At 44.4% G+C, this 26,582-nt stretch carries 22 protein-coding genes; 14 read left to right on the top strand and 8 right to left on the bottom strand.

Annotated features, from left to right (window positions below):
- Window positions 1-15 precede the first annotated feature (15 nt).
- The 4 genes from PQ469_RS05065 (at window position 16) to PQ469_RS05050 (ending at window position 6,985) form a co-directional block, all read left to right on the top strand.
- Window positions 16-1,362, top strand: coding sequence for a sensor histidine kinase (locus PQ469_RS05065; protein WP_090653295.1), 1,347 nt, complete (start codon window positions 16-18; stop codon window positions 1,360-1,362).
- Between the two features lie 14 nt (window positions 1,363-1,376).
- Window positions 1,377-3,458 carry a cellulose biosynthesis cyclic di-GMP-binding regulatory protein BcsB gene (locus tag PQ469_RS05060; protein WP_090653294.1) on the top strand — a complete coding sequence of 694 codons (2,082 nt, stop codon included), beginning with the start codon at window positions 1,377-1,379 and terminating at the stop codon, window positions 3,456-3,458.
- 110 nt (window positions 3,459-3,568) lie between these two features.
- On the top strand, window positions 3,569-5,413 hold the full coding sequence (locus tag PQ469_RS05055) for a glycosyltransferase (RefSeq protein WP_274211965.1): 1,845 nt from the start codon (window positions 3,569-3,571) through the stop codon (window positions 5,411-5,413).
- Window positions 5,414-5,416: 3 nt separating this feature from the next.
- A complete protein-coding gene (locus PQ469_RS05050) occupies window positions 5,417-6,985 on the top strand; it encodes a hypothetical protein (protein WP_274211964.1) in 1,569 nt (522 codons plus the stop codon).
- Window positions 6,986-7,070: 85 nt separating this feature from the next.
- On the opposite strand, the gene PQ469_RS05045 is transcribed toward PQ469_RS05050, so the two are convergent.
- The 5 genes from PQ469_RS05045 to PQ469_RS05025 form a co-directional block, all read right to left on the bottom strand.
- On the bottom strand, window positions 7,071-7,451 hold the full coding sequence (locus PQ469_RS05045) for a nuclear transport factor 2 family protein (protein ID WP_274211963.1): 381 nt from the start codon (window positions 7,449-7,451) through the stop codon (window positions 7,071-7,073).
- Window positions 7,452-7,514: 63 nt separating this feature from the next.
- Entirely contained in the window at window positions 7,515-8,330 is an 816-nt protein-coding gene (locus PQ469_RS05040) for a glycine-rich domain-containing protein (RefSeq protein WP_274211962.1), read from the bottom strand.
- 117 nt (window positions 8,331-8,447) lie between these two features.
- Window positions 8,448-11,120, bottom strand: coding sequence for a TonB-dependent receptor (locus PQ469_RS05035; protein ID WP_274211961.1), 2,673 nt, complete (start codon window positions 11,118-11,120; stop codon window positions 8,448-8,450).
- The gene (locus PQ469_RS05030; RefSeq protein WP_274211960.1) at window positions 11,117-12,064 is read right to left on the bottom strand and encodes a GLPGLI family protein; all 948 of its coding nucleotides are present in this window, start codon (window positions 12,062-12,064) and stop codon (window positions 11,117-11,119) included. Before PQ469_RS05030 ends, PQ469_RS05035 begins: the two co-directional genes overlap by 4 nt.
- 244 nt (window positions 12,065-12,308) lie before the next feature.
- A complete protein-coding gene (locus PQ469_RS05025; RefSeq protein ID WP_274211959.1) occupies window positions 12,309-13,076 on the bottom strand; it encodes a DeoR/GlpR family DNA-binding transcription regulator in 768 nt (255 codons plus the stop codon).
- A 123-nt stretch (window positions 13,077-13,199) separates the two neighbouring features.
- Here PQ469_RS05025 and PQ469_RS05020 point away from each other — a divergent pair, with 123 nt between their 5' ends.
- The 3 genes from PQ469_RS05020 (at window position 13,200) to PQ469_RS05010 (ending at window position 17,283) form a co-directional block, all read left to right on the top strand.
- Window positions 13,200-14,789 carry a glycerol-3-phosphate dehydrogenase/oxidase gene (locus tag PQ469_RS05020; protein WP_274211958.1) on the top strand — a complete coding sequence of 530 codons (1,590 nt, stop codon included), beginning with the start codon at window positions 13,200-13,202 and terminating at the stop codon, window positions 14,787-14,789.
- Between the two features lie 142 nt (window positions 14,790-14,931).
- On the top strand, window positions 14,932-16,428 hold the full coding sequence (gene glpK / locus PQ469_RS05015; protein ID WP_274211957.1) for a glycerol kinase GlpK: 1,497 nt from the start codon (window positions 14,932-14,934) through the stop codon (window positions 16,426-16,428).
- A 126-nt stretch (window positions 16,429-16,554) separates the two neighbouring features.
- Window positions 16,555-17,283 carry an MIP/aquaporin family protein gene (locus PQ469_RS05010; RefSeq protein ID WP_274211956.1) on the top strand — a complete coding sequence of 243 codons (729 nt, stop codon included), beginning with the start codon at window positions 16,555-16,557 and terminating at the stop codon, window positions 17,281-17,283.
- 235 nt (window positions 17,284-17,518) lie between these two features.
- On the opposite strand, the gene PQ469_RS05005 is transcribed toward PQ469_RS05010, so the two are convergent.
- Complete coding sequence (locus PQ469_RS05005; protein ID WP_274211955.1) at window positions 17,519-18,706, bottom strand: glycosyltransferase WbsX family protein; 1,188 nt, start codon at window positions 18,704-18,706, stop codon at window positions 17,519-17,521.
- A 188-nt stretch (window positions 18,707-18,894) separates the two neighbouring features.
- Here PQ469_RS05005 and PQ469_RS05000 point away from each other — a divergent pair, with 188 nt between their 5' ends.
- Window positions 18,895-19,443 (top strand): CAP domain-containing protein, encoded by a 549-nt coding sequence (locus PQ469_RS05000; RefSeq protein WP_274211954.1) that lies wholly within the window; start codon window positions 18,895-18,897, stop codon window positions 19,441-19,443.
- Window positions 19,444-19,605: 162 nt separating this feature from the next.
- On the opposite strand, the gene PQ469_RS04995 is transcribed toward PQ469_RS05000, so the two are convergent.
- A complete protein-coding gene (locus PQ469_RS04995; RefSeq protein WP_274211953.1) occupies window positions 19,606-20,667 on the bottom strand; it encodes a polysaccharide deacetylase family protein in 1,062 nt (353 codons plus the stop codon).
- Between the two features lie 115 nt (window positions 20,668-20,782).
- On the opposite strand from PQ469_RS04995, the gene PQ469_RS04990 reads away from it, so the two are divergent.
- Entirely contained in the window at window positions 20,783-21,055 is a 273-nt protein-coding gene (locus PQ469_RS04990; protein ID WP_090653283.1) for a hypothetical protein, read from the top strand.
- Window positions 21,052-21,813 carry an MBL fold metallo-hydrolase gene (locus PQ469_RS04985; protein ID WP_274211952.1) on the top strand — a complete coding sequence of 254 codons (762 nt, stop codon included), beginning with the start codon at window positions 21,052-21,054 and terminating at the stop codon, window positions 21,811-21,813. Before PQ469_RS04990 ends, PQ469_RS04985 begins: the two co-directional genes overlap by 4 nt.
- A 199-nt stretch (window positions 21,814-22,012) precedes the next feature.
- On the opposite strand, the gene PQ469_RS04980 is transcribed toward PQ469_RS04985, so the two are convergent.
- Window positions 22,013-22,480, bottom strand: coding sequence for a hypothetical protein (locus tag PQ469_RS04980; RefSeq protein WP_274211951.1), 468 nt, complete (start codon window positions 22,478-22,480; stop codon window positions 22,013-22,015).
- A 277-nt stretch (window positions 22,481-22,757) separates the two neighbouring features.
- Between PQ469_RS04980 and PQ469_RS04975 the strand changes: the two genes are divergently transcribed.
- From PQ469_RS04975 to PQ469_RS04960, 4 genes are all read left to right on the top strand, one after another.
- Window positions 22,758-23,264, top strand: coding sequence for a hypothetical protein (locus PQ469_RS04975; RefSeq protein ID WP_274211950.1), 507 nt, complete (start codon window positions 22,758-22,760; stop codon window positions 23,262-23,264).
- Between the two features lie 50 nt (window positions 23,265-23,314).
- The gene (locus PQ469_RS04970) at window positions 23,315-24,169 is read left to right on the top strand and encodes a helix-turn-helix domain-containing protein (protein ID WP_274211949.1); all 855 of its coding nucleotides are present in this window, start codon (window positions 23,315-23,317) and stop codon (window positions 24,167-24,169) included.
- A gap of 88 nt (window positions 24,170-24,257) precedes the next feature.
- Window positions 24,258-24,800, top strand: a complete 543-nt coding sequence (locus PQ469_RS04965; protein WP_274211948.1) for a YbhB/YbcL family Raf kinase inhibitor-like protein — start codon at window positions 24,258-24,260, stop codon at window positions 24,798-24,800.
- A gap of 118 nt (window positions 24,801-24,918) precedes the next feature.
- Window positions 24,919-26,550 carry an amidase gene (locus PQ469_RS04960; protein ID WP_274211947.1) on the top strand — a complete coding sequence of 544 codons (1,632 nt, stop codon included), beginning with the start codon at window positions 24,919-24,921 and terminating at the stop codon, window positions 26,548-26,550.
- The last annotated feature ends 32 nt before the right edge of the window (window positions 26,551-26,582 follow it).

Below are 26,582 nucleotides of genomic sequence, written 5' to 3'. Positions count from 1 at the left end.
TCAAGATAACGAATAATGTTTGTTCAAATTACAAAAGAAGAATTAATAAAAGAGACCTCAAAAAAAGCATGGTTCCAAACCAACAATATTGTTTGGATGATCATATTTCTTTACCCGCTTTTTAGCATAGTCGATTTTATTTACGCGCCCGACATCTGGATACAGTTTTTTATTGTGAGGATAATTACCTGCCTTATAATTTATGCTTTATATACTTACATTCAATACAAAAAATACGACTATCGCATATTGTTACATGTTAGTATGTTACTGTTATCGGTAACATCGGCACTGCTTTGTAATATAGTAGGAGTGTCCAATTTAAATATATATTATTCGCTTTTTGCTACACTTGTACTGTTTTTTAACCTACAGGTTTTTTGGGAGCCTATACATTCAATCATCCAGTTTTTGCTGGCCATTTTGTTGCTTGCTGTGTTTTTTAACATGCAGCACGAGTACAACCTGGATATTGTGATAAACGGTGGCGGGCAGCTTTTTTTCATTATATCGGCCATTTCGTGTATTGTGCCTAATACCCGCTTTAAGATAATGAAGCGCGATGCGCGTTCGGCAATACTTATCGAGAAGTCAAACGAGCAGCTGAAGGAGCAAAATACATCTATCAACGAGAAAAACAACCTTATTGATTTACAGTATGCAGAACTGCGCAAACTGGATGAGCAAAAAAACAGCTTCATTAATATAGCAGGGCATGATTTAAAAAACCTGATCGGTTCTATCACCATGAGCAACAACATGATCAAAGAAGAGGATTACCGCTTGAGCAATGATCAGAAAGAATATGTGGGCTACATAGCCGAATCGGCCGATAAAATGCAATATATGCTTAATAAGCTGATGGATGTTAAAGAGATCGAATCGCCGGAGATTAAGTTCAACACCGAGATTTTTGATATTAATGTTGAGGTAATGCATGTTTTCAGGGGCCTGTATGATACCGCTCAAATGAAAAATATCCACCTGGTTGATAACATATTAAAACTGCCTTTAAACGTAAAACTTGATAAAGTATTTGCCGGGCAGGTATTCCAAAACCTTTTATCAAATGCCATTAAGTTTTCGCAAACCAATAATACCATCAAAGTCGTAACCAGCCTGCAGCGCCAACGCTTTGTTTTTGAAATTATTGACGAAGGTATTGCCATAGGGCAAAGCGAATTGGATATGATGTTTAATAAATTAAAAACATTAAACGATACATCGGGCATAACCGAAAGCCGTTTGGGGCTTGGCCTGTCAATAGCCAAATTAATGGCCCAGGAAATGGGCGGCGATTTATCATACCGCAGCGATGAAAATGGCAATTATTTCCGGGTAGAATTTTACGTTATAAGTTAATTATTTACAATCAGATGAATAAATTTTTTTCCCTCTTAGCCTTTGTATTTGTTATTAGTACGGCGTCAAAAGCACAGCAGCTTTTAACCTTTAAGTCGCTGGGCCACGATGATGATATGATATACGGCATGAGCGGTGCCAACTCATTTTATTTTAAAATTACGCCGCTTACCGAGATGAACGGAAGCAAAGTGGTGTTGTTTTTTGAGCCCTCACAGGCCCTGCTTAAAGATCATTCGTACATTAACATCGTTATAAACAACAAACCCGCTTATAGCGCCCGGATGACTAAGGATTCTATCCAAAAAATAGTACTTACCTTAACCAGGGCCGATTTATCGAACGATAAGTTCCTTAAAATTCAGATTAAAACACTGCTAACCATCACCGATGATGAGTGCCGCGATCTTGACAACCCGGGCATGTGGCTGAAAATTAAAAATTATTCATACCTATCATTATTGCGCAGCAATAAAGGTTTTTTTGATAATGTAAACATTAGCAATTGCTTCGATTCAAAAAAGGCCATTGTTTACCCTGCAAACCCAACCCTTTCCGATCTTAAAGCGGTTGCATGGGCCTACTCCAGGTTAAAAAAGACACAAACCAGAGACATTATGGTTTATGACGAAGCCCATATGCCCGATACTTTACGGAACTATATTAAAGTTGGTTTGGTTGGCAAGTTGAATGCCGATGCACGCCAACTGATAAAAGTAACCCCACAAAATGACCAGGGTTTATTTTACCTGCATAAATCAATGAGTTTGGTTACTGATACCAATACCCGCCTGGTTGATGTTAAAGGTGTACTTACAGCGGTAAAAACCGCAACACAGGAAATGCAGCCAAAAGAGATTTTATTTGTAACCGGCGGCGACGATGCTGGCTACGAAAAAGCCATTACCGCCCTGGGTAACATGAATATTTTAAATTCGACCTTTGGCGATTACCTGCTGATAGAAAAAGCACAAAACACCTTTTCAAAAACTATCGACGAAAACCGTTCAAAACTTTCATTAAAACAAATTGGCGGTGTAGCCGACTTTTTATCGGGTATAGGATCGTTAAAAAGTGCATACTCATTTAAAAACAGCGATTTTAGTTTTACTCCAAAAGAGGTGGAGATTCGTTTTGTGGCCAATTACAGCGCTTTAAGCGCAGGCGACCGTGGTTTCTTTAATATATACCTTAACGGCCTGCTTATTAACAGCGAAAAGCTTGATGGTACCGGTAAATTAAATACAGCCATTACCATTAACCGTTATCAGCACCACAAGTACAACACGCTGGAAGCCGAATTCAGGTTTTACCCAACCAGTGGACATTGCAAGGATAGCTTCACCAACTTTTTTGCCGAAGTTGATGTAGACAAATCATACCTGGAATCAAAAAATCCTTTTATAACCACCGATCTTAGCTTTTACCAATACCCCGAGGCATTTAATACCGGCACAACACGCATCATCGTATCTAAAGAATATGCAAAATACGCAGCCGGCGCTATGGGCGAAATTATTTATGAACTAAACAACAACATTAACGCCAACAACTTCCCAGAGTTTGCTTACTCAGCCGATTTTCCGTCAAACGACCTGAAAAAATATAATATCATTGCGTTGTTATCCAAAAATGACAAGTTAATGAAAGAATTTCCTGATGCCCCCATCCGCTTCGACAAGGATTTCAGGCTATATAAAACCGACGATAACACTGTAGTATACTCCTTAAATGATACCGTATCAAATGGGCTTGCGCAAATATTTTATGGCCGCAGCAATAACGCCACGCTGGTACTCACCGCAACCGGAACACACATAGCCGAAGCTTTTCTGGCCGCGTCAAAATCAATCACCGAGCAGCTTTCAACCCTGTCAAGCAACGTATGTATATCTGATGTAAACTCCAACAAATACCTGTTTAATATCAATAAATCGAGCGAAAACCTGGAGTATATTGATACTAAAAGTGGTTTAACCCGTTTCTGGGATAGTTATAACCTTTACATTTTGCTGGGGATACTTATATTGATATTGCTATCGTTCCTGTACGTTCGTTCAAGAGTTCAAAGGTCACAGGATTTGTTTAACGATTAACTTTTTAAGTATCAAGTAGTAAGTATCAAGTAGTAAGATAGCTGCAAAAGCTGCCTTCAGTACTAGCTACTTGATACTTACTACTTGATACTAATCTTACATTATATATAATGAGTATTTCAATTCCTGAACTTTTGGTTAATGACGGGTTTATAACACCAGGCGATCAGGTAAAAATTAAAAGTTTTGCGGAAAGATCTGGAATGGCCTATATTAAAATAGCGCTAAACTTCGGTTACATTTCGCGCAAAAACTATGAACGCTCATTAAGTAACGCAGGTTATCATTTTGAACAAATAAGGGAGGAAGCTTTTGATACCGAAGTATTAAAAAAAGTTGAACTCAAATTTGCCAATGACCACCTTGCCCTACCCCTGCGTATCGAGAACAACCGGGTGGTTACGCTTATGGCCGATCCTTCCGACCAGCTTTTTGTAGACTTCGTCAGGTTTACTTATGATATGGAACCCGATATTATTGTTGCCTATGATTTGGATATTACCTGGCTTAGTCACAAACTATTGGGCGAAAAGTATGTTAAAGCATCCGTTTATGAGCTTATGAGGCGCGATCCTAAAAGTTCGGCCTCTACCACTTTTACAACCCCGCAGCTGGCATTCCTGTTTATACTGCTGGGTATCATAGCGGCCGGGATGGTTTTGAATTTTAAAAATACATCCATCGCCATCAATGTGGTTATCAGTATGTTTTTCCTGGTTGCCATCACCTTCAAATTATTTTTGGCACTGGTTGGCTCGCGGTTTGAATTGCACCAGGCCGTAACAAAGGATGAAGTGCGCGATGTTGTTAATACCGACCTGCCGCTATACACCGTATTATTGCCGGTGTACAAAGAGGATAAGCTTATCAAAAAGCTCATTTGGAACTTGCAAAGTCTTGACTATCCGCGCGAAATGCTGGATATAAAGCTATTGATTGAGGAAGATGATGATAAAACATTAAAAGCTGTTCAAAACCTTGATTTCCCGGCTGTATTTGAAGTAATTGTGGTACCTTTTCACATGCCCAAAACCAAGCCCAAGGCTTGCAATTACGGCCTGCATTTTTCAAAAGGCAAATTTTTAACCATTTATGATGCCGAGGATATCCCGGATACCGACCAGCTTAAAAAAGTAGTTACCCTGTTTGGCAAACTGCCTGATCATTATATTTGTATCCAAAGCGCACTTAACTACTTTAACCGTAACGAGAACTTCCTTACCCGCATGTTTACACTGGAATATTCGTATTGGTTTGATTATATGCTACCCGGATTAGATACCCTTGATATCCCTATCCCATTGGGCGGCACCAGCAACCACTTTAAAATGGATGCCCTTGTTGAGCTTGGTGCCTGGGATCCTTTTAACGTAACCGAAGACGCCGACCTTGGTGTGCGCGCCTATGCCAAAGGCTATAAAATAGCCATTATCAATTCAACCACTTACGAAGAGGCCAATAATGAGCCTTTTAACTGGATAAGGCAGCGCTCAAGATGGATAAAAGGTTATATGCAAACTTACCTGGTGCACATGCGCAATCCCGCCGAATTAATAAAAAAGATTGGTTTTAAAGGCTTTTTAGGCTTTAACTTTTTTATCGGCGCCACATCGGCCACGTTTTTAGTTTACCCGCTGTTGCTGGCCATATTTATCAGTTACCTAATATTTGATTTTTCAACCATCCGCACCCTGTTTCCTGATTGGGTTTTGTTTATGGCTATATTTAATTTGATGGTAGGCAACATCCTGATGATATATGTAAACATGATGGCTGTATTTAAACGCCGCTATTTTGAACTGATATTGTTTGCCCTTGCCAACCCCGTTTACTGGTTAATGCACTCGGCAGCCGCTTACATGGGCTTATACCAATTGATAACCAATCCGTTTTATTGGGAAAAAACCAATCATGGTTTAAGCAAAGTTAATAACCCTACAAACGTTGTTAAATAAAAAATGAGGATCTCTAAAAGTCAATATCTGTTTATAATAACCGCAGTGCTTGCCGTTTATTACCTGGCAGCCGGCATTTATATGAACCATTTGGGCTATTATAACCAGGAGAGTATTTTTTATATCGAAAAAACCAAAATTATTTTTGAAGGCCTTGGCAACCGCATCAAAGTAATGGGGCTTACATCGCCGCTATTGCCTTTTTATTGTTCCATCATATTTAGCTCCATCAGCACTTTCCTGGCCCCGGTAATAGCATCTGCGTTGGGTACAGCCGCTTTATTTTACATCCTTGCATCCACGCTGCGCACCCGCATACCAAATGACGACTTTTATTTTTACCTTTTAATAGCCCTGTTTTTTTTACATCCCGGTTTGCTGTATGTGGCCACATCGGGCAAGGCCATTTACCTGGTGCTTATCAGTTTTTTCCTGTTCTTTTTTAACCTGTTAAAGTTTTACCGGTCAAATACAACCTTCCATGTGTCGTTGGCCAGTATAGCGCTGGTTACCCTTATTTTTTGCGATTATAAGTTTGTATGGCTTTGCCTGTTCTTTATCCCGCTGGTATTGGCCATTACTTTACAAAGCTTAAACCTGGGCGAAAAGGAATCCATCTTCCGGCTGTTTTTAAGCTTTAACAGCCCATCATTGCGCCGTAAGCTGGTAAGCAAAACCTTTGCTATTTATATCATCCTGTTTATTTTGCCCATAGCATCTATCATTTGTTATAAACTACTCAATTTAACCCACGCCAGCGATCTTAATTACTTTATTGAAAGCCCTTACGCAACCTGGAATGTATTGGTTGATAAACTTAATTATGACATCACCACAGCCGCTACCAATTACCAGTTGCCCGAGCTTTCGGTACTGGTATCGGTAAGGGTTGTTTATTTTTGCCCGCTCATTTTGGTTGCTATATATCTTTTCCGCGAAAGCACCTACCAGGCTTTAACCATTTTAAGCCCATTCGCTTTTATCGAGTTTTTACATATCAAATACGATAAACTATATATTACCTACGAGTACTATCTCATTTTCCTGGTGCTATCATTGCTTTGCCTTACTTTTAAAGCGCTGGTAGTTAAAAATCAAAAGGTATTTAAAATAATTGTGTCGGTTGCCGTACTCGCCCAGCTTTATACGGGCTATGCATTCCTCAAGGGGTCATTCATTCATGATGAAAAAGCATTTATCACCACGCTCTTCAGCGGTAAGCATAATATGGACCAGGCCGAAATTATGGACATGGCTGGATACATCAATACCCTGCCCAAAAGTTCGCACGTGCTCATGGACGATGCCGTAGCTTATCCGGTTGCAGCATTTACAAACGACATCAGAAAGCTGACCCTGCCTTACCAGGACTTGTTTTTAAGTGCTATAGAAACGCCTTACCGCTATGATGATTATATTCTGATTGCCACAGCAAAAAATCCATTTACCGGCTATACGCAGCTCAATAATAAGTACATCCCGGCCATACGCATTGTAAACAGCGGTATAAACTACAGGCGTGTGCACGAAAGCGACAACTGGGTACTGTACAAAATCATCTCTATTCAATAAAGCCGAACTATTAACTATTGACTGACTTATATTAACTAAGACCTGCTCCACAAAGCAGGTCTTTTATGTTTAAAGGCAATCCAGTTCACGTGGCAGTATCCCGTATTGGCGTACCCATTACAAACCAGGCTTTGGTAATTTTATCACCTGCCACTTCATAAATACAAAGCGCATCAATATAGCCCGGCCCATCAGGAAAAGTACGGGATACCAGCTCAAAGTCGACAACTTTATTATGGAGTACTGTTCGGCTAATCAGCTTACCGAATAAATTTGGCTCCTGAAACCTTACCAGGTGCCTTTCGCGGATGGCTGCAGCGCCGCTGGCCAGCAGCGTATCCGGAAATTCATAATACAAGGCATCGTCGGCCCAACAGGTCATGAACAAATCAATATCTTTTGAATTATAGGCATCAAGCTGTTTTTTTACCACTTGTTCCATAACGGTTTGGGCGGTGTTTTCCATCGGTAATTTATTGGTGCAGCTAATATAGCTGTTGTGGGGTTATAATATGCACAGCGGGCTTTGTTAGTCCCCGCCGCAGCCGCTACAACCCGAGGATGAGCAGCCCGAGCAGCCGCTGCTGCAACCGCTGTGCCCACCGCAGCCATGTGAACCACCGTGACCGGAATGACCACCATGGTGGCCGCTATCAGCGTCGCCACCGCAACCACTGCTACCACCATCACTCTTATTTTTACTATCGTCGTCGCTATCATCGTCCACGCCCTTGTAAACCGCTACAATAACCAACCCAATAACACCTGCCACAATGGCCAATGCGATGTTAGTTTCTGACGCCTGTATAAACAAGCCTACGGCAACAATCAGCATCAATAAAATAACAACCTGGCTAATACTTCGGGGCTTGGGCAGCAGCCAATACCTCCCTAAATTTACCCGCCTGTAATTGATATCTGTAAAACGGGTTGTGTTATTGTGCCAGATATCCGCCGGAGGCACTGCGCCAAAAGTCTGACTATACAGCTGGTGGGTATGGGTGTAATAACCATCGAACTTAACAGCCTCGACCTTGCCGCCTTTGGTTGGGTTATGATGTATTTGCTGCCCCAGGGTATCGCGGCATAAATCGTTCCAATACGATCGGGTGAAGGTTAAATGCAGGTGCCAGGCCTGGTCTACCGGGTCAGACGGGGTTACGCCGCCGGGCGTGATACAACACAGGAAGATAAACTTTTTATATTCTTCAATCACGCGCAGGGCATAGGCGGGTGGCCACCCGTTTTCGCGGGCAAGCCGGTCCGAAAATTTGAAATCGACACCGGGATTATCTAAACTAAAGTTTTGAATATTTTGCCAGAGTGGTTCTTGTGCGGGTATCATGATAGTGCAGGTTATCTGGCTTAAATGTAGTTAAACGGCGGCAGAAGAAAAAGAGGAACAATGCTGGATATTTATCGTGATCTTATTCTTAATCCGATACTGATACCTCCTTCCTTATCACAAATTAAACATCACCTTAACCAGCAACATTCTCCCCGGAATACTGTAAGTGCTTGACGTAAACACGTTGGCCGACAGGTACAGCGAGGTATAGTTTTTCAGGTTGAACAGGTTTTGCGCGGTTAGCTGTACATCTATTTTAGGTTTGCTGAATTTGTAGCGTATAGTTGCATCGGCAAAAAAGTATTTAAGATCATTGGCCTGCTGCTGGTGGGTATAATAATGATCGGCAGCAAGGTTGAATTGCAGGGTATTAAGCGGATTATATTCAATGGCGGCAGTTTGGATAAGCCGCTGAAATTTGTTGCTGCCCGCAACCGCTGTTGATTTGCTGGTGGTTTGGCTGTAATTGGCCTTATAGCTTAAATTAACTACACTGCTCAATTTGCTTTCGGCCCCCACGTTCAGTGTTTCGCCTACCGTATTGAAAGGCAGGATAAGCCCATTTTGCAGCTGGTTTAGCCGGGCGGTTTGCCAGGAAGCCCCGGCGCTGAAAGTGGTTTGTAAATCAAAATCATACTTGCTGACGTAGCCGCTAACCGCCCAGGCATCCGTTTTATTATCATAGGGCAGTACAACCCGTTGCTGCAGGTTATTGGTTAATGTGCTGGATGCAATATTGTTGGCGTAAATATGGCTGTAATTAACATTCAGGCTAAAAAAGAACAGCGTGATGGCTTTGCGGTAGTTAAATCCCAGTCCTGCATTTTGGCTCTGCCGCTCGGTAAGGTCGGCGCTGTTGGCGTACAGCGTGCGGTAATTGGTCAGGATATAGCCACGGTACACATCCTGGATGCTGCCAATGTTATTGCGCAGGCCATAATTCAGGGTAAAATAGTTTTCGATGCCGCTTTGATATTTTACATACAGCCGCGGGTTAAAGTACAAGCGGTTAAGGCTGTTGCTTAACTGGTAATAATCATCATTGTAATGGGTTTGCTGCCAGCTCAGGGGCAGGCTGGCCTCTATCTTCAGGATTTTGCCGGGTATGTCAAAATCCGCCTCGGCGTATGCCTTGTTACGGCTCCAGTTTAAGCTATTGCGGGTACTATCGCCAACCGGGTTAACCGTATTGTTTTGCTGGGTAGCTGATAGCGCCGAATTTAAGGTTTGCGACTGGCTGCTGAATCCTGCCTTATAGCTTTGTGTTATATGCTGGCCCGGTATTTTATAAGCCAGGTAATTATTGCTGAACCAGGTAGGGATATTCACCGTTTGAGTAAGCAGCGAATAATTAACACCATTGTTAAAAATATCCGGATTAAGGTTTGGCTCAATACCCCTACTCTCGGGTTCAGATGTGCGGTTAATGTAGCTGTACACCTCCATAATTTTATCGGAATGGAAGGTTTTCATCCAATTAAGCTCGTTTGAAAAATTGAACAAATTATCCTTAAACGTTTGGTTTACGGGTACGCCATTGCTCACCAGGTTTGAGTACGAGGTATTGTGGTTATAATCGGTTACCAGGTTATCGTTCAGGTAATATTTGTTTTGGTTAACGTTCAGGGTAAACTGGGTATGAATTAAATCGGGCCGCCATTTGTTGTTTTGCTTTTCGGTGTAACGTATGGTATCGCCGGGCAGGTAAACCTCGCTCAGGCGGCTGTAATCCTGGTGCTGGCTATCGCGCAGGTATGATATATTGGCCCGCAGTTGCACATCTTTTTTCAGGTTAACCAAGTTGTTAAGGTTAACTATACCCGATTGGTTAAACAAATACCTGTTGCGTGGCAGATCCGGGTCGCCGGCAGTACCTAAGGACAATACCGTACCAGGCTGATCATTATCCAGGCGTTGCATGTGCTCGGCCGAATTGTGCGACACTAAATCGCCGGCCACATCATAGCCCGTGTTGTTGCCGCGCAGGTAATTAATAGCCTTGTATTTATCCTTAAACATCATGGCATTAAGGTCTTCATCGTACTTTTTGGGCAGGCCCGCGCCTATTGTTTCCTGCCCTATCAGCTGTAGTTTGGCATCTTTTTTTATGGTGAGGTTAAGGGCCACATCCTCGCTTACCACCTTATCGCGCAGCATTTTTACAGGCTGATGGTTTTCCATTACCTGCACCTGGTCAACCACCCCATGCGGTATGGTGCCGGTAGCAATGTTATATTTATCGTCCAGCAGGTTATCGCCGCCTATATACAGGTTAGATATGGCCTTGCCGTTGTAGCTTATTTTACCATCCTTGGCTACATCAATGCCCGGCAGTTTTTTAATTACATCGCCAATAACCCTATCCTGCGGGCTGCTAAAATCCGACACCTTGTAGCTGGTAGTATCGCCGCTAACCCGCAGCCGCGGCCGGTTATTTTTTATGGTAACACCCTGCAGCTGATGCACCGCGCCTGCAAGTTTAAAGTTGTAGGGTATTGTAAAGCTGCTTACCGGTAGCCCCGCCTTTTTAAAGCCTATGCAACTGGCCTCTAAAGTAAGGCCGTTTTTATCGGCATTAGCGGGAATGCCCAGGCTGTATAGCCCCCCGGCATCGCTGGTGGTATAGGCTATAATTAATCTCCTGCTGTTTTTAAGGTTGATGCCGGCGTAGCTTATTGGCTTGCCCAGGCTATCAGTTACTTTGCCTTTAATGTTTTGGCCAAGGCATACCATGACCATGAGCATCCAAAATATGAACACCCCGGCGCTTTTATGCAGGCAACTCATTTTTTTTCGGGAAGCTCTAAAGGATTATTAATCACCGGTCCTGTGCCATTTATTCGAATTTTTACCTGGTCGCCACCACCCGGGCCCTGGCCTGGCCCGCCGGCCCGCATGCCGCCGCCCGAGCCTGCCATGGCCGACTGTGCAAAAGCATTGGGGTCTTTCCGCATGGCGGCTTCCAGGTTTTTAAATTCCTTTTCGGTGGTTTTAACCGCGTCGGTTGGCAAGGCTATTACGTTGGGATCGTCGTTGTCATCGTCCATGCCAATTAGTTTAATTGTTGCGCCACCCGGAACCGGGGTCTCTGCGGCCGTTTTTGGCGTGTTAGTTACCTCGTCGAGTCCGTCAAACTTAAAAACCACCTCTTTATTGGTATCATAAGCCTCCACAATTAAGCCCGGCAAACCATTCAGTTTCCACGGCCCGGCGTGAAAAGGCAGATCCTGGCAAAACCAGGCAGTATAATCCCTGCCCTTGAAATGGCCGGTTGCTTTTTGGCAATGCAGCCCTGAAAAACTGGCCGTATCGGCGCTTATCTTCCAGTCAATCACCGGCATGGGCTCTTCAATCATATACGGGGTTATCAGCCGCTCTTTACGTACCAGTTTATGTTGCAACGGAAACTGGTAAAACTCGTTCCGGGTGGTAGGCGCGCCGCCGGTTATTTTAATATTGACGCTACCACTTCCCTTTTGCTCGGCCATCTGGTCGGCAACCTGCTTTTTCATCAGGGCCTCCTGCAACTTACGGTCGTAACTTTTGTAGGCACTGGAAGTTGCGCCCACAAACAGTACCATATTTTCGGTATATGGCTTATCGCGATGCGCAGTATCCCGCAGGTGCGAAAACTTGTAATGCACAACAGCCCTGGCAGTATCAGGCTTTTGCGCCTGTGCCCCAAGTGCAAAACCAAGCAGGCAGGCTAAAGAGAATATTGTTTTTTTCATGATGGTTATAAGGTTATATCTGTTTTTTAATAATTACAGATCAAATATAACTAACATAATAGTTAAACTACGAAACTCTCGTAGAATTAACAAATTTTAACAATTAGGCCATTGTTCATTGGTTCACTGGTTCATCGTTGGATAGTTGGATAACTGATCGGCGCAGTATCCTTTACCCCTAAATCTTCCAACCATAAAAAAGTCTTAATTCTTGATTCTTGACTCTTGCATCTTCTTCACCAACCTATTTCACCACCGTAACGGCTATCCCCTTTTCCTGCAATACTTTCAGCATGGCCGGGCTGATGCCGCTATCGGTAATAATATGCTGGACCTGGTCGAGAGGACAGATTTTGCCTAAGCCGCGTTTGCCAAATTTGGTGCTGTCGGCCAGTACAACTACGGTTTGGGCGGCTTCTATCATTTTTTGGTTCAGGCGGGCTTCCATTAAATTGGTGGTGGTAAGGCCAATTTCGGGGTCGATGCCGTCGACACCTAAAAAAAGCATACTGCATGCCATATCCTGCAGCATCACTTCGGCATATGACCCGGTTACCGATGATGACGAGCTGCGCAACTGGCCGCCTAACTGAATTACCTCTATATTGGGGTGATGCGATAGTTCGATAGCCACATTGAGGGCCGATGTGATCACCGTTAAATGCTTCCCCGCATTTACCGACCGGGCCAGGGCCAGCATGGTAGTGCCCGATGCAATAATGATAGAATCGTTATTGCCAATAAGCGCCGCAGCAGCTATACCTATCTGTTGCTTTTCGGCAGCATTCAGCTTTTCTTTTTCGGCAACGGGCCTGTCGTTGGTGTAGGGGTTGCTTTTGGTAGCCCCGCCATGCGTGCGGAATAGTAGCTTTTTATCCTCCAAAAGTTTCAGATCCTTTCGGATGGTCACTTCCGAAACATTTAACTGCTTGCCCAATTCCTGTACGTTTACAAAGCCGCCGTCTTCCAGTTGCCTGAGTATGATTTTATGCCTGTCGGTATTTTTATTCATAACAAACAAAAATAAGTAAAAAACCGACATGGGCTAAATTGAAACAAAAAATAAGTTTCGATTTGTTATTTTATGCTTCGATATTGTATATTTGGAGCATTATCGAAATACAACATAACAAAAATGAGTATTTTCAGCAGGGATTCAATTTTGCAATCCATCCATGATCAGGATAAAATTTGGGACATCGTCATCATTGGCGGTGGCGCAACCGGACTTGGCGCTGCGGTTGATGCAGCCTCGAGAGGACTATCAACCCTGCTACTGGAACAGGCTGACTTTGCCAAAGGCACATCCAGCCGCGCTACTAAACTGGTACATGGCGGCGTACGTTACCTGGCGCAGGGCGATATTGGCCTGGTGCGAGAGGCACTGCACGAACGGGGCTTACTGTTAAAGAACGCGCCGCACCTGGTAAAAAACGAAAGTTTTATTATTCCTAATTACAGTTGGTTTGATGGTGTGTTTTATACCATCGGGCTAACGATATATGATTTGCTGGCTGGCAAGCTGGGCTTTGGCCGGGCGAAGCATATCTCGAAAAAAGAAACCGTAAGCAGGCTGCCCGGAATTGAAGAGAAGGGCCTGCATGGCGGTGTTGTATACCACGACGGGCAGTTTGATGATTCGCGACTGGCTATAAACCTGGCACAAACCGCTTTGGAGCAAGGCGCCAGCGTGTTAAATTATTTTAAAGTTACCGGGCTGATAAAAGATGGCAACCACAAAATAGCAGGCGTTAATGCCATTGACACCGATACCGGACTTAGCTACAGGCTAAAAGCCAAAACCGTTATTAACGCTACCGGGGTTTTTGTTGATGACGTGCTTAAAATGGATGTACCCGATAAAAAGCCTTTGGTAAGGCCCAGCCAGGGCGTGCACCTGGTTTTCGACAGGAAGTTTATGCCCGGCGAAGACGCCATCATGATCCCCAAAACCGAGGATGGGCGGGTACTGTTTGTGGTGCCCTGGCATAACAAGCTTTTGGTAGGCACCACCGATACGCCTATTGACGAACATAGCCTGGAGCCTGTAGCCCTCGACGCCGAAATAGATTTTATTTTGCGCACCGCAGCTAAGTATCTTAAAAAGGTACCCGCCCGTGCGGATGTGCTAAGCGTTTTTGCCGGACTAAGACCATTGGCTGCGCCGCAGGACGATTCATCCAAAACAAAAGAAATTTCGCGCAGCCATAAACTGATAGTTTCTAAATCAAACCTCATCACCATCACCGGTGGCAAGTGGACCACCTATCGAAAAATGGGCGAGGATACCATTGATAAAGCTATAGAGGTGGGCAAATTGCCAGCCAACCTTTGCCACACCGCCTGCTTGGCAATCCATGGCAGCAGGCCGAACCCGGATAGAAGCAATCATATGTACGTTTATGGCGATGATATAGAAAAGGTGCTGGCCCTGGCAAATGGGGATGACGACTGGAAAAACCCGGTGCACCCGGATGATGAGTACACCAAAGGCGAGGTGATCTGGTCGGTAAGGTACGAGATGGCGCGTACCGTTGAGGATATACTGGCCCGCCGCACCCGGGTATTATTTTTAAATGCCCGCCTGGCCATAGCCATGGCGCCCGAAGTTGCCCGGTTAATGGCTGGCGAATTAAATAAAGATGCCCAATGGGAGAAAGAACAGACAGAAGCCTTTAATAAGGTGGCCGGAAACTATATATTAGCAGGAAGAATCAAGAGTTAAATAGAAGAATCAAGAGTCAAGACAGGAAAAAAGTCTGGCGGATGGATAGTGTTTTAACAGTGCACGATACATTACGATAAACGAACATTTTTCCTCTTGATTCTTGACTCTAAAATAACCAACCAATTATAAACACTTAGTAATGGAACAATACATTTTGGCCCTCGACCAGGGGACAACCAGTTCGAGGGCGATCATATTTGATCATGCGGGGCAAATTATAGCGCTGTCGCAGAAAGAATTCAAACAATATTTCCCAAAACCGGGCTGGGTTGAGCACGATCCGAACGAGATCTGGTCGACCCAGGCGGGTGTTGCTGCCGAGGCTACAGTTAAGGCCGGGCTTAATGGCAAAAATATTAAAGCCATAGGCATTACCAACCAGCGCGAAACCACCATTGTATGGAACCGCGAAACCGGCGAAGCCATTTACAACGCCATAGTTTGGCAGGACAGGCGCACCGCGGCTTACTGCGATAAATTGAAACAAGACGGACACAGTGATATGATCCGCTCTAAAACCGGGCTGGTGATAGATGCCTATTTTTCGGGCTCCAAAATAAAGTGGATCCTGGATAATGTGGATGGCGCACGAGCGCTGGCCGACGCCGGTAAACTGGCCTTTGGCACGGTTGATAGCTGGCTGGTATGGAAATTTACCCGCGGCCAGGTGCACGTTACCGATGTAACCAACGCCAGTCGTACCATGCTGTTCAACATCCGCACCCAGCAATGGGATGATGAGTTGCTGCAGCTGCTGGATATCCCTAAAAGCATGCTGCCCGAGGTAAAGCAATCAAGCGAGGTTTATGGCGAAACAGCCACCACCATATTCGCCAGCAAAATACCTATCGCGGGTATAGCCGGCGATCAGCATGCCGCGCTGTTTGGGCAAATGTGTATTGACAAGGCCATGGTTAAAAATACGTATGGCACCGGTTGTTTTATGCTGATGAACATTGGCAACCAGTTTATCGAATCAAAAAACAACCTGCTTACCACCATTGCCTGGAAAATTAACGGCGAAATACAGTACGCCTTCGAAGGCAGCATATTTATTGGCGGCGCCGTGGTACAGTGGCTGCGCGATGGCTTAGGCATCATCAAAACATCTGCCGATGTTGAAGAGCTGGCCACCAGTGTTAAGGATACCGGCGGCGTATTTTTTGTACCTGCCTTTGCCGGCCTGGGCGCCCCTTACTGGGATCCCGAGGCGCGGGGCACAATAGTTGGCCTTACACGCGGAACTACCGCCGGTCACCTGGCCCGTGCGGCCCTGGCATCAATAGCCTACCAAACTATGGATGTACTAAAAGCCATGGAGGCCGATGCCGGGATGCCTATTAAAGAATTGCGGGTAGATGGCGGCGCTACTGCCAACGATTTGCTGATGCAGTACCAGGCCGATGTGTTAAATTGTAAAGTAATAAGGCCAAACGTGGTAGAAACCACCGCCTTGGGCGCGGCATACCTTGCCGGCCTGGCAGTAGGCTTTTGGAAAGATGTGGCCGAAATACAGCAACTGTGGCAATCCGAAAAAGAATTTATCCCCGCCGGCAACCCGGAGGATATTAAAGCGGATATTGAAGGCTGGAAAAGAGCCATTCATGCGGCTAAGAGTTGGGCCGATAAAGGCTAAAAGCGAAAGGCAGAAAGCAGAAAGCCTGGAAGCAAGAGGGATTAATTATCAAAGCGGTAGGCTGATGCATCTGGAATATTTTATTATAACCCGTTAAAATTATTTAAACCTATAAATTTTATTACCATGTCTCCATTTATTGCCGAACTGATTGGCACCATGTTACTCATACTTTTAGGCGATGGCGTTGTGGCCAACGTAGTATTAAAAGATACTAAGGGAAATAACAGCGGCTGGATAGTTATTACCACGGCCTGGGGCCTGGCCGTATTTGTTGGGGTGGTGGTTGCGGGGCCCTACAGCGGCGCTCACCTTAATCCCGCGGTTACCATAGCGCTGGCCATAGCGGGTAAGTTTGCCTGGGCGCAGGTGCCATTGTATATAGCCGCGCAATTTTTAGGTGCTATGATAGGCTCATTCCTGGTATGGATGATGTATTACGATCATTTTAAACGCACCAATGATCCGGCCTCGATACTGGCCGTGTTTTGCACCGGCCCGGCCGTACGCAATTACATCTCCAACATTACCAGCGAAGTTATTGGCGCCTTCGTACTGTTATTTACCATATTTTACATTGCGGGCGCGCAAATTGTGCCTACAAATACGCCTATAGGCCTCGGCTCCGTTGGCGCCATACCCGTGGCATTGCTGGTATGGGTAATAGGCTTATCGCTGGGAGGTACTACCGGCTACGCCATTAACCCCTGCCGCGACCTTGGCCCGCGCATTATGCACATGATACTCCCCATCAAAAACAAAGGCACCAGCGACTGGCCCTACGCCTGGATCCCTGTTTTTGGACCTATAGCAGGCGCAGCGATAGCCGCCGGCTTGTATTTATGGATAAGGTAAATGCTCACAGTATTAAAAGGCGTAATACATTAACAACGGGCATCGGCCCTACTTACCCGGTAGCTTTGCAAGTCCGGTCTCCATAGTCGGGGATTGCTTCGTATCTCGCAACGACGGTCTGTTGTTTTATTTTTAGACAGCTTCTTATTTAAAAGAGGTGCTCACAGGACAGCCCGAGAGAGGAAAACCGCACATTTCCAACGCTTTTTTAAAGAGCGCCCGGTCACAAAACCTTTCATTTTAAAAACACATTTTTAACAGCCTCCAGGTAACCGTAGCCGTGTTTTTTATCCGGTTCAAGGTAGCTGCCTTCGGCCCACTCGTTCCAGGCGTTTATGGTAATTAGTGGCGGCTGGTTAGGGTGCGCGTCAACATATTCTTTAGCTTTTTGAAGATACACCTGAAAATATTCGGGCTTGTTGTTTACAACCAGGTCTTGCTTTTGTACCGGGAAACGCGGGTTGCTGTCCCAGCCTATAGAAACATGCGGGCAGTACGGAATTTTAAAGGTAGTATCCCACTCGGCCCATTTGGCTATGGCTTTTTGGCCCCAGGGAATATAATCGCCGCTTGGCGCTACAAAATGGCACCACTGGTAATTGGTCATGCTGTTAAATCCAAAATACTCCAGCGTCGAATTTTGTGTTTGTACCTTATCGCCGGGCACATCTTTTAACGTCGACGGGATATTACCCCAAAGTGTAGCCTGCAAATGCAAACCGGGGAAACCAGCGTCTACCGTCTTTTTACGGAAGTAATCTATAGCCTCTTTTGCTTTTTCGGAGCCACCTATGCCTTTGATAAAGGTCGACAGTTCGTAAATGCTGAACACCGGCCGGCCATTTATTTTATAATAGTTGGGCTTTTTAAAGTAATCGTTAATGATATGCGCAACCATCTCCTCAAAAGTTTTCTTATCTACTCCACCATAAAAGTACACCTTGCTTTTATCGGGGTTCGATGGATCTAAATACGAGTTATGATCATGGTTGGCCCACATCAGGTAAAACTTCATATCGTTGGTGTTTTTAGCCTTCAGGAAACCCTTGTTCAGGGCATCCTCCAAAAAAGGTTTTTTATCGTACCAGTACCAGTCAAATATCATTACGTTAACGCCATACTTTGCAGCCGTAGCTATTTTTTTACCCATCACTGCAGGGTCTGTTTCATCTTCGTAGCCCCAAAGTGGCACCTTGGGCACTTCGTGGCCTGCAAACTTGGGCTTCGCCTTGTAAATAGCCTCCCACTCCCCTTTCCCATCCGGAAAAACGCCAATATCCTTAAACCTGGCATCGGGGTGGTAGGCTGGCCAATAAAACGTGGCCACGTCATAATGTTTAGCAGGGCTTTGGCCATTTGCCTTAAAAACAAAAAAGCATGCCTGCATAAGCGCTAAACAAAGCAACAATTTGGTTTTATTCATTATTATCCGGTATAAATTAAATGAGAACATATTACGCCACCGCCAGGCAGATTTAATGGCGATAATAACTGGTTGTTTTAAAAGTAGTTCTTTGATTTCGACGCGCTATCCTGTACAGTCTTTTTTATTTCTTCAAAACACTGTTACATTATACTAAACCTCAGCCATTTTTGTTTGTCTGATAAGTTATGACTAAATCATTTTTAAGCACTATATATTTGTTTGCCATATTGTTAATCTGTGGCAAGGCCTATGGGCAAACCGAAGAATTTAAAAGCGAGTTTTTAAACCGGATAAACCAAACCCGCACTAAGGGCTGCAATTGCGGCGATAAGTATTTTCCGCCCGCTCCTGCCCTAACCTGGAACGATAAACTGTTTAATGCAGCCACCGGCCATGCAAAAGATATGGCCAAGCGCAGTTATTTTAGCCATACCAGCAAAGACGGCCGCAGCATGGAGGATAGGATAGTTTTGGCAGGCTATAAGTTTAAAGGCTTTAAAAGCTTTGCCATAGGCGAAAACATTGCACAGGGTCAGCAAAGTATAGCCGAGGTAATGGACGGATGGTTTAAAAGCGAAGGACATTGCCGAAACCTGATGAACCCCGATTTTAAGGAAGTTGGCGTAGCAGAGTATAAAAGCTATTGGGTACAGGATTTTGGCGGTCGCACCTCGTTTTCGACCGAGCAACAAAAGCTAATCAAATCCGGGAAGTACAAGCTGATACAGAATTGATTCTTTGATATGCAGATTTCAGATGTGCAGATGAAATAGCAGACGTAAAAATATGCGGGTGCCAATGATGAAACATTTGTTGTACCGATATGCAGTCTGCTATTACATTTCTGAATCTACAGATTTAAAATCTGCACACCTGAAATCTGCACATCTGCACATCTAAAGATCCCCGGCTTTCACCCTTCTTTCCATTACCTCGCGCCAGGTGGTTAGTATAAATCCTTTGTCTTTTAAAAACGCTTTTAGCCGGGGATCGAGCATGGCCAGCAAGTCGCCTTTGCGCTTTTTTCCGGTATCGGATATCTGATCGAAGTTTGGCGATGGGTTGGTACAATGCATAATTACCATGGTTAACCCCGGCGAGAGGCGGCCAATGCTTTCGATATAGTGATCGGTATACCATTTTTGAATTTGGGCGTCGGTCATTTTATCGATGTTGGGCATCTGCCAGTCGTAACTTGAGTTATGCAGATCGTCGAGTACCGGCAGTCCGGCCTTCCAGATCATAGCTCCGGTTTCTTTCACATTGGCCAATACCGCCGGATCGGGTATCGGCATACCTTCGGTATATTTACCTTGTTGTTTTAATTCGGCTATGGTAGCGGCCCGGGCTTCGGCACGGTAAAACAGGTCATCGCCGCCGGGGAACATTACCGGAATTTGCTTTTCAATTCCAAGCTTAATATATTTTTCGGTAAATATCGGCTTGGCAAACAAGGTACCCATGTGCGAATCAAGGTGGGTGGGCTTAAAGCCCATTTTTAAAGCCCTGTCCAGTTGCGCCCTTATTTCCTTGTCAACTTCATCGGCCGATGCATTAAAATAAACAGCCACAACACTGGGGTATAAACATCCTTGTTTATCGGTAAGGCCGGGCACAATGGTTTTACCCGCTAAAGGACCCCAGCGATAGTTATCCCATTCGGATGTTAAGGTTAAATGCAGGCCGGCATCGGTATTGGGGTGCTTATCCAGGTACTTTACAAATTCGGGCACCCATGGGCAGGGCATCATAACACTGGTTGAGGTAGCTACACCCTTTTCAATAGCTGTCTCTACCCCATCGTTCGATTCATGCGACATCCCGGCATCGTCAACATGCAAAATAATTACACGTGCGCCTTTGGGCCAGCCCAGCTTTTCGGCATAGGTTTTTGTTTGCTGTGCAAAAGCTACGGTATGGCAAATTATGCAAACAGCCAAAAAGATATTTTTTTTCATGATGGTACAAGGTTGCAATTGGTTTATAAATATACCTATACAAGCTATTTAAACCAAAGGCATCGATATCCAAAAATGAACCTGTAATTACACTTAATTTACTACTTTTGAAATAATGCTACCCGCTACCAACCATACACTCGAAAAATTAGAGATGCTGCTCAAAACAGCAGGCTACAAGGTGCGGTACGAGAAAGGCAACTTTAAAACCGGGGCCTGCCTGCTATTAAACAGCCGTATGGTGATTGTAAACCGGTTTTCGAACCTGGAAAGTAAAATTCTGGCCCTGGTTGAACTGCTCCGCGAACTGGAAGTGGATTTTAGATTGCTTGACGAAAAACAGGTTGCATTTTTACAGGAAATAAAACAAACAAAATTGCAGCTGTGACCATAACATTTTTAGGTACCGGAACATCGCAGGGCGTACCTGTTATTGCCTGCGGGTGCGAGGTGTGCACATCTGCCGATGCATACGATAAGCGTTTACGCACCTCTATTTTAATTGAGGCCGAAGATAAAACCATCGTTATTGATTCGGGCCCCGATTTCAGGTACCAGATGTTGCGTGCTGGCGTAAAACGTTTGGATGCCATTGTATACACCCACGAGCATAAAGATCATATAGCCGGGATGGATGATATCCGGGCATTCAACTATTTTCAGCAAGGCCCTGTAGATGTTTACGCCGATTTCAGGGTTCAACGCGCGCTTGCCCGCGAGTTTCCTTATGTGTTTGATGGTACCGGATATCCGGGTATTCCGCAGGTTACTGTTCATCCCATCGGTTTAGATCCATTTAATATTGGCAGTGTAAAATTTATCCCCATCGAGGTTTTGCACTATAGGCTGCCGGTACTGGGCTTCAGGATTAATGATTTTACCTATATCACCGATGCCAAAACGGTATCAGAGGCCGAAAAAGAAAAAATAAAAGGCTCAAAAATATTAGTGATCAACGCTCTGCAAAAACAAACCCATATCTCGCACTTTACGCTCGACGAAGCTATCGACTTCGCCAATGAAATTGGCGCCGAAACTACGTATCTTACCCATATAAGCCACCGCCTGGGCAAACACCAGGATATATCGGCCGAGCTGCCACCCAATATCCGGCTTGCTTACGATGGTTTAAAGCTGGAGATTTAAAAGAAGGGCTTAAAAGCTATCTAAAAATGGTTTATTAATATTTTTAAACTTCGAATGAAGCAATATTCATGCGTCATTGCGAGGTACGAAGCAATCCCGAGCTATGTAGGACTTAGCATATCGGGGATTGCTTCGTACCTCGCAATGACGGTGTTTAAGACTTTGTTTTAATGATATTAAACAGCCCGGCAAGGCTTATTTATAAATCGATATAACTAATTCTTTCAATAGCTCCTTTGTATTGGTTCAGGTGCCCGGTATCGTGGGCATCAACCCGCCCCTTTATAGTTACATGTTTATCATTTATCTGCGTAAACTGGCCGTTATTATATTGAAAAAGACCTGTTCGCGTTCCCTCTAAATAAAGCGGACAATCGGGGTTAAAATTTATCCAGATGGCATGCCCTGCCGAGTGATCGGCAAAAAGGCTATCATTAAACAAAACGGATTGCTCTGGCGCTTCTATATATTTGCCGGTAACCTCTACATATTGCCTATCATACTTTTTTAGGTTTTTTACCAGCTCGGTAAAAGGAACACGCTTATAAACGGGCGAGAAATCATCGTTGCAATCACTTTTAAACACCTGTTTAACATGGCCGCATCCCAATAAAATAGTCGTTAAAATGACCGGGTATAATGTTTTGATCAGACATTTTAACATCATCAGGAAGCAGTTATGTTTTTAAATATGAAGTTACCTAAAATTAACGCCGCCTGCATTTTGTAATGGAATTTATACAGATATAGTGCCGCCGCCCTTTTGCAGCTACTATCGCTTAGGTAAAGTAAAGTACAGGCTTGCAGTATTGGCAAAACTGTTTCGATATTGATAACAACGTTAAACCGCATCCAAACTAAAATATATTTTTTATAATCTGCCGAAAGCTTATATTAGACTCAGAGTTACATTAATAACCCGGAAAAGATCATCAATATATACCATGAAAAAAATCATAATTTACCTGTTCGCCATTGCTATTTTGCCATTAAACGTATTAGCCCAGGACACTGCTACGGTAAAACACCAGGCAAATATTTTGGCCCAGGCCATGATAGCCGGCGATTATGCAACTATTATAAACCATACTTATCCTAAAGCTGTGCAAATGGCGGGTGGTAAGCAAAAAATGGTATCGATAGTTAACAAGGGTATGGCACAAATGAAAACCCAGGGAGTAATTTTTGAAAGCGCAACAGTAGGCTCTCCCGGAAAATTTTACAAAGCAGGTGCCGAAACCCATTGCCTTGTGCCCGAGAACTTAACCATCAAACTGCCAAATGCTCATATAATCAGCCACAGCTATCTATTGGCAATAAGTAAGGATGGTGGCAAAACATGGTCTTTTTTGGATTTAAACAACTCCACCAGCGATAAAATAAAACAGCTGATCCCTGATTTTAACCCAGCTTTACAAATTCCAAAATCAACTACCGAGCAAATACTGTAGTTGATTTTGACGGCTTCACTGCCAGATTTACGCCACAAAGAGATGAATTAATGACCAACATTTACATACCCCAGGCTACCGAAAACCAACAGCGTATAACTGCCGGTGATATTTCATTTGTATATTATACCGAAAAGGATAGCCTGCAAAACAGCAGGGTTGTATTCAACTGCTATGCCATCAGTTTTGTAATTAATGGCGAGAAAGCAATTTTTCGCCCGGCCAATAATACCATTGTGGGCACAGGGGAAGGGATTGTGATTCCCGAAGGAAATTCCATTATGGCCGAGCATACTTTAAACAATCATCAATACAGTAGCATACTGGTATTCTTTTCATCAGCTTTCGCCCAGGATTTTTTAAACCGGCATAAATTGAACTCGCGGCCAGCCCAGCTAACGCCAGACTATGTTAAGTTCAGGCAAACTAATTACATTGCCGATTATGTTAAAAGCATACAAACGCTTATACAGGAGGGGCAAAACTTGCCATACCTATTGGCCGTCAACAAAGTAGAAGAGGTGCTTTTGGTATTATTAGATAGCTACGGCAGCCAATTGACCGACCTGTTACGTAGCAATACCCCCTCGCCCGAATTGCTGTTAAAAAACGTAGTGGAGAACAACCTGTTCAATAACCTTACGCTTGATGAGCTGGCCTTTTTGGCCAACAAGAGCCTGGCATCATTTAAACGCGACTTTGAAAAGGTATACCATATGGCCCCAGGCAAATACATTCGCGAGAGAAAGCTTGAGGTAGCCCGGCATGAGCTGGAACAAGGTAAAAATGCCACATCGCTTTATATTGATTTTGGGTACGATAACCTTTCGAATTTTTCATCGGCATTTAAAAGAAAATTCGGCATGAGCCCAAAACAATATCAAATGAGCGTACAGGAAGCATGAGCTGTTTTCAATAGTTTTTGAGCCGGCGGCATTAACGCCTGCCACTGAAAATAAGCCACATTTGGATATTATTTATATCCAGAAAATCATGAAAAAGTTCTTCTTATTTTTATTTGCTGCCCTAAGCTGCTTAAGCACCAAAGCACAAACATTTACATTAAAAAGCGCCGACCTGGGCGGGCAATTCACCAATGAATTTGCATCAAATACATTTGGCTGCACAGGGTTAAATAAATCGCCGCAACTGGAATGGCAAAATGCACCACAAGGCACCAAAAGCTTCGCTATTACCATGTACGATCCCAACGCCCCTACCGGCAGTGGATGGTGGCACTGGGTTGTTTTTGATATCCCTGCCAGTGTTCATCAACTTAAACAAGGCGCGGGCAGTCAATCTGCAAATGGATTGCCCGCTGGCACCATGCAAGGCAACACCGATTTTGGTGTTCCAGGTTATGGCGGCCCCTGCCCACCGGTAAATGATGCTGCGCACGGCTATGTCATCACCATTTTCGCCTTAAAAACAGATAAGCTTGGCATTGGCGATAAGGCATCACCCGCATTGGTTGGCTTTATGTTAAACCAGAATGTTATCGCGAAAGCATCGTTAATTATATATGCCAAACGTTAATTGCTAACCGCCCGTGCATAAACCGGCTGTACATGAATACATGTTGTAACATTTTAGGTTGATAATTTTTTATCCGGCAAATATTTTGTTACTTGTAGATGCTTTTCAACAACCGGTTATGCACAGACGAAATTTTCTTAAAACAGGGTCATTAGCTGGCCTTACGTTATCAACATTGGTCACTGCATCATGCAGCCAGCCAGCAGCAGACGATAAAAAACCAGATACCACCGCTACAGATAGTAAGGATGATCTGTTCGAGCTTTCGGAAGCTACTATAACCGATTTGCAGGAAAAAATGAGGGCGAAGCAATATACCTCGCGCCTGCTTACCGAACTTTACCTGAAACGAATTGACGAAATTGACAAGAATGGCCCTAAGCTAAACTCCGTTATTGAATTAAATAAGGATGCTTTAAACATGGCCGATGCCATGGATAAAGAGCGGGAGAAGGGTAAGGTACGCGGCCCCTTACATGGCATACCCGTGCTGATAAAAGATAACATAAACACCGGCGATAATATGCATACCACTGCCGGTTCGCTGGCCCTGAGTGACAATTTTGCCAAACAGGACGCTTTTATCGTACACAAATTACGCGAGGCCGGCGCGGTTTTATTGGGCAAAACCAATTTAAGCGAGTGGGCCAACTTCCGTTCAACACACTCTACCAGTGCATGGAGCAGCCGGGGCGGGCAAACCAAATGCCCCTACATTCTCGATCGTAACCCCAGCGGCTCAAGCGCAGGTTCGGGGACTGCTGTAGCGGCCAACTTATGCACCATAGCCATTGGCACCGAAACCGATGGCTCAATCGTATCGCCATCGTCAGTAAACGGGCTGGTGGGCATTAAACCTACTGTGGGGTTATGGAGCAGATCGGGCATTATTCCTATCTCCAAAACGCAGGACACCGCCGGGCCTATGGCCCGCACCGTTAAGGATGCGGCCATTTTTTTAAGTGCCTTGGCCGGCGTTGACCCACAAGATAGTTTTACTTTGGCCGGCAAAGGCAAGGCCGAAGCTGATTACACCAAATTTTTGGATGCCGACGGCTTAAAAGGCAAACGCCTCGGGGTCGAAAAATCGGCAATGGAGGGTAACCCAGGCATGGTGGCTTTACTGAAAGATGCCATTAAAACCCTGGAAAGTAAAGGCGCTACCGTAATTGAAGTTGAGCTGAATAAAGAACTGAAAGATATTGGCAAAAGCGAGTTCCCGGTTTTATTATATGAATTTAAAGATGGGCTGAACCAGTATTTAAGCAATGCCAACAGCAAAGTAAAAACCCTGGCCGATGTAATTGCCTATAACAAGCAAAACGAAGCCAAGGCGATGCCATTTTTTAAACAGGAAACCCTTGAACTGGCCCAGGCCAAAGGCGACCTAAATACCGAAGAATACCTGAAAGCCGTAAAGCAAACCAATGCCGGCACCCGCAAAGCGATAGATAAGATTTTAACCGATAACAAACTGGATGCCATCATAGGCCCCACCAACGGCCCCGCGGTTTGCATCGACCTTATAAATGGCGATTATGATAACGGTTTCGGCTTTTCCAGTCCGGCGGCTATGGCGGGCTATCCGCACATTACTGTACCCATGGGATTGCTACATGGCTTGCCTATTGGCCTGTCGTTTTTCAGCACAGCCTGGAAAGAAGGCGATATTATTAAACTGGGATATGCTTACGAGCAGGCGAGCAAAAAACGAGTTAAGCCTTTGTTTAAGGTGGATTTGTTGGGGTAATTGTCAGAATCAAAATTTACAGAATTATTTAA

This window comes from Mucilaginibacter sp. KACC 22773 (assembly GCF_028736215.1).
Taxonomy (GTDB): domain Bacteria; phylum Bacteroidota; class Bacteroidia; order Sphingobacteriales; family Sphingobacteriaceae; genus Mucilaginibacter.
Note: the sequence above shows the minus strand (reverse complement) of the source record. Positions and strands in the feature narration are given on the sequence as shown.